At 74.5% G+C, this 2,744-nt stretch carries 3 protein-coding genes and 1 pseudogene; 1 reads left to right on the forward strand and 3 read right to left on the reverse strand.

The window, feature by feature from the left end; translation table 11 throughout:
* Both ACIQOV_RS36180 and ACIQOV_RS36185 read right to left on the reverse strand, forming a co-directional pair.
* The coding region (locus tag ACIQOV_RS36180; RefSeq protein WP_401055052.1) for a DUF421 domain-containing protein at positions 1-632 on the reverse strand (632 nt) is incomplete at its 3' end.
* Between the two features lie 54 nt (positions 633-686).
* Positions 687-1,514 (reverse strand): LysR family substrate-binding domain-containing protein, encoded by an 828-nt coding sequence (locus ACIQOV_RS36185; RefSeq protein WP_380540555.1) that lies wholly within the window; start codon positions 1,512-1,514, stop codon positions 687-689.
* A 58-nt stretch (positions 1,515-1,572) separates the two neighbouring features.
* Here ACIQOV_RS36185 and ACIQOV_RS36190 point away from each other — a divergent pair, with 58 nt between their 5' ends.
* Positions 1,573-2,010, forward strand: coding sequence for a DUF5997 family protein (locus tag ACIQOV_RS36190; RefSeq protein ID WP_401055053.1), 438 nt, complete (start codon positions 1,573-1,575; stop codon positions 2,008-2,010).
* Between the two features lie 110 nt (positions 2,011-2,120).
* Here the strand turns inward: ACIQOV_RS36190 and ACIQOV_RS36195 are convergent.
* Positions 2,121-2,744, reverse strand: a pseudogene (locus ACIQOV_RS36195) (hypothetical protein); the annotation flags it as partial.

Genomic DNA, 2,744 nt, shown 5'->3' on the forward strand with positions numbered 1-2,744 from the left:
CGCTCTTCTTCCTCTTCACCTCGACCGTGAACTGGGCCGCCGCCGGTCTGATCGCGGCGGGTTCGCCGGTCGGCGGCGATGGCGGTGAGCAGCCGCTCGATCTCCTCCAGCCGGCGCCGCAGGTCCTCGACGTCGCTCCGGGTGGCGCTCTGCTCGCCCGCCTTGAGGGAGACCAGCAGCTGTCCGTCCGGCTCCAGCCGGGCCCGGGCGACGTCGCCGACCTTGTCGCCGTTCTGGATCCGGATGGCGTGCTCCAGCTCGGACGGGCGCAGCGCCAGGCTGTGCAGCGCGCCGGCGACCAGCTTGCCGTCCTTCACCACGGTGGTGGGCCGGCCCTCCAGGATCCGGGCGGCCCTCGGGTCGCGCGCGAGCCAGCGGGTGACGGCGGCGTTCACCGCGATCAGGGTCACCGCCCCGATCGCGCCGCCGAGCAGGCTGTTGTCATTGCCGATGATGGCGTTCTGCACCACGTTGGAGAGCAGGAAGACCACCACCATGTCGAAGGTGTTCAGCCCCGCCAGCCCGCGCTTCCCGGCGAGCCGGAACAGCACCAGGATCAGCACGTAGACGGCGATCGTGCGGAGGACCTTCTCCACGATCGGAATCTGGACGGCCATCAGGTCGTGCCACACTGCCCCGCTCCTCCCGCCTCGACCGCTGCGAACGGGGCAGACGCTACGCCACGGTCACCGCTTGGGCCTGCCGCGCCGGGCCGCCGCGCCCCGCCCGCCGGCCTTGGCTCCCCCGGCCTTCGGCGCCCCGGCCCGCTGCCCGCCGGACTTCTGGCCGCCCGCCTTCTGCGCACCGCTCTTCTGCCCGCCGGCCCGCTGCGGCTGCGGCTTGCCCCGGCCCGCCGCCGCCTTCTTCGGCTGCGCCTCCGGAGCCGCCTGCCCGGCCCCGCGGCCGCGCGAGCTGTTGACCGTGCGGCCGCGGACGATCCCGATGAACTCCTCCACCAGGTCCGTCGTCCGCTCCTGCGGCCAGGACAGCGCCACCTGGGACTGCGGCACGTCCGCCACCGGCCGGAAGGTGAGGTCCCGGCGGTGGTGCAGCCGGGCCAGGGACTGCGGCACCAGGAGCACGCCGACGTTCGCCGCGACCAGCTCGACCGCGTCCGCGGTGCTGTCCGGACGGGCTACGGCGGGGCGCCCCGGCAGGGTGTCGGCGGTGAGGCCCAGGGTGTCGTCGAGCGGGTGGAAGACCACCTCATCGGCCAGGTCCGCCACCGAGGCCTCCTCGGCGGCGGCGAGCCAGTGGTCCTTGGGGAAGACCACGACGGTGGTCTCGGTGTAGAGCGGGATCGCGCTCAGCACGTCCTTGTCGACCGGCAGCCGGACCAGCCCGGCGTCCGCGCCGCCCTCGCGGAGGGTCCGCTCGGCGTCGCCGGACGCGACCGCGAGGAGGTCCAGCGGCACGTCCGGGAGCCGCTCCTCCCAGACCCGGACCCATTTGCCGGGGGTCACGCCCGGGACGTACACGAGTCGGAAGGTCGGGTTCACCTGCATGTCTGTCACAGGGCAAGGCTACCGACCGTGACCGGGAGCGCCCGCGCACTCCCTTACCCTTGTCACCATGACATCGCTCAAGCAGAAGACCAGCCAGACCATGAAGCCGGCCACGGCGGCCAAGAAGCTGGGGATCTACCTCGACGCCGCGCCGACCGACTTCCAGGAGGGCGTGGTCTCCCGCGAGGAGCTGAACGCGCTGCAGGCCGAGCCGCCGCAGTGGCTCCAGGACCTGCGCAAGAACGGCCCGCACCCCCGCCCGGTGGTCGCCGCCCGGCTCGGCATCTCGATCTCCGGCCTGGCCCGGGGCGGCGTGACCGAGGCGCTGACCACCGAGCAGATCGAGGCCCTCCGGGCCGAGAACCCGCTCTGGCTCCAGCACGAGCGCGCCAACCAGGTGGACCTCCGCAAGGAGACCGCCCGGATCAAGGAGAAGCACGAGAAGGAGGCCGCCGCGGCCGCCGCGGCCGCCGCCAAGGAGGCGAAGGCCGCCCAGGCCCGCTGACCCGCCCTCCCCGGGCCCGGCACGGCGGCGCTCCGGCGCCGGCTGCCGGGCCCGTTCTCGTCGGGCGCCGCTCGGCGGGCGCCGCTCGGCGGGCGCCGCTCGGCGGGTCCCTAGAAGCGGACGGTCCGCAGGACGGAGTCCCCGCCCTTGAGCCCGGCCAGGTAGAGGGTGCGGCCGTCCGCGCCGAGCTGGACCTGGACGACGGAGTCCAGGCCGAAGCCGGTGACGGTCTCGCCGGGAACGGCCGCGCCGGTCGCGGGGTCGTACGACAGCAGTGCGGCCTGCGGGGTCCTCGCGCCGGTGAACACGTGGACCCGGCCGGAGTCCGGGCTCGTCCCGAGCAGCTGGGGGCCGTCGGCGAAGGCCCCGAGGCCGAAGGCGGACCGGAAGGTGTTCGTCTCCGGGTCCAGGATGTCGGCGGTGACGGTGCCGTAGTCGCGGTAGCCGCTCGCGTAGACGGTGCGGCCGTCGGCGGCGAGCACGATCTCCTCGGCGGAGCCGAAGTCCGCCACCGGATCGATGACCTCCGGGGCGGCGCCCTCGACGTCCAGGTGGTAGAGGTTGTCCGCGGTGCCGACCCAGGCGTCGGTGGCGTCGGGGCCGAGCACCACCCGGCCGACGGTGTAGCCGGTGAGGGTCACGCCGCCGGTGAAGGTCCGGGTGGCGGGGTCGTAGGCGAGGACGCGGCCGGCCCGGCTGCCCAGGCGCACGCCCCAGGGGCCGTACTGGGACAG

This window comes from Kitasatospora sp. NPDC091257 (assembly GCF_044757675.1).
GTDB classification, from domain to species: Bacteria; Actinomycetota; Actinomycetes; order Streptomycetales; family Streptomycetaceae; genus Kitasatospora; species Kitasatospora lactacystinica.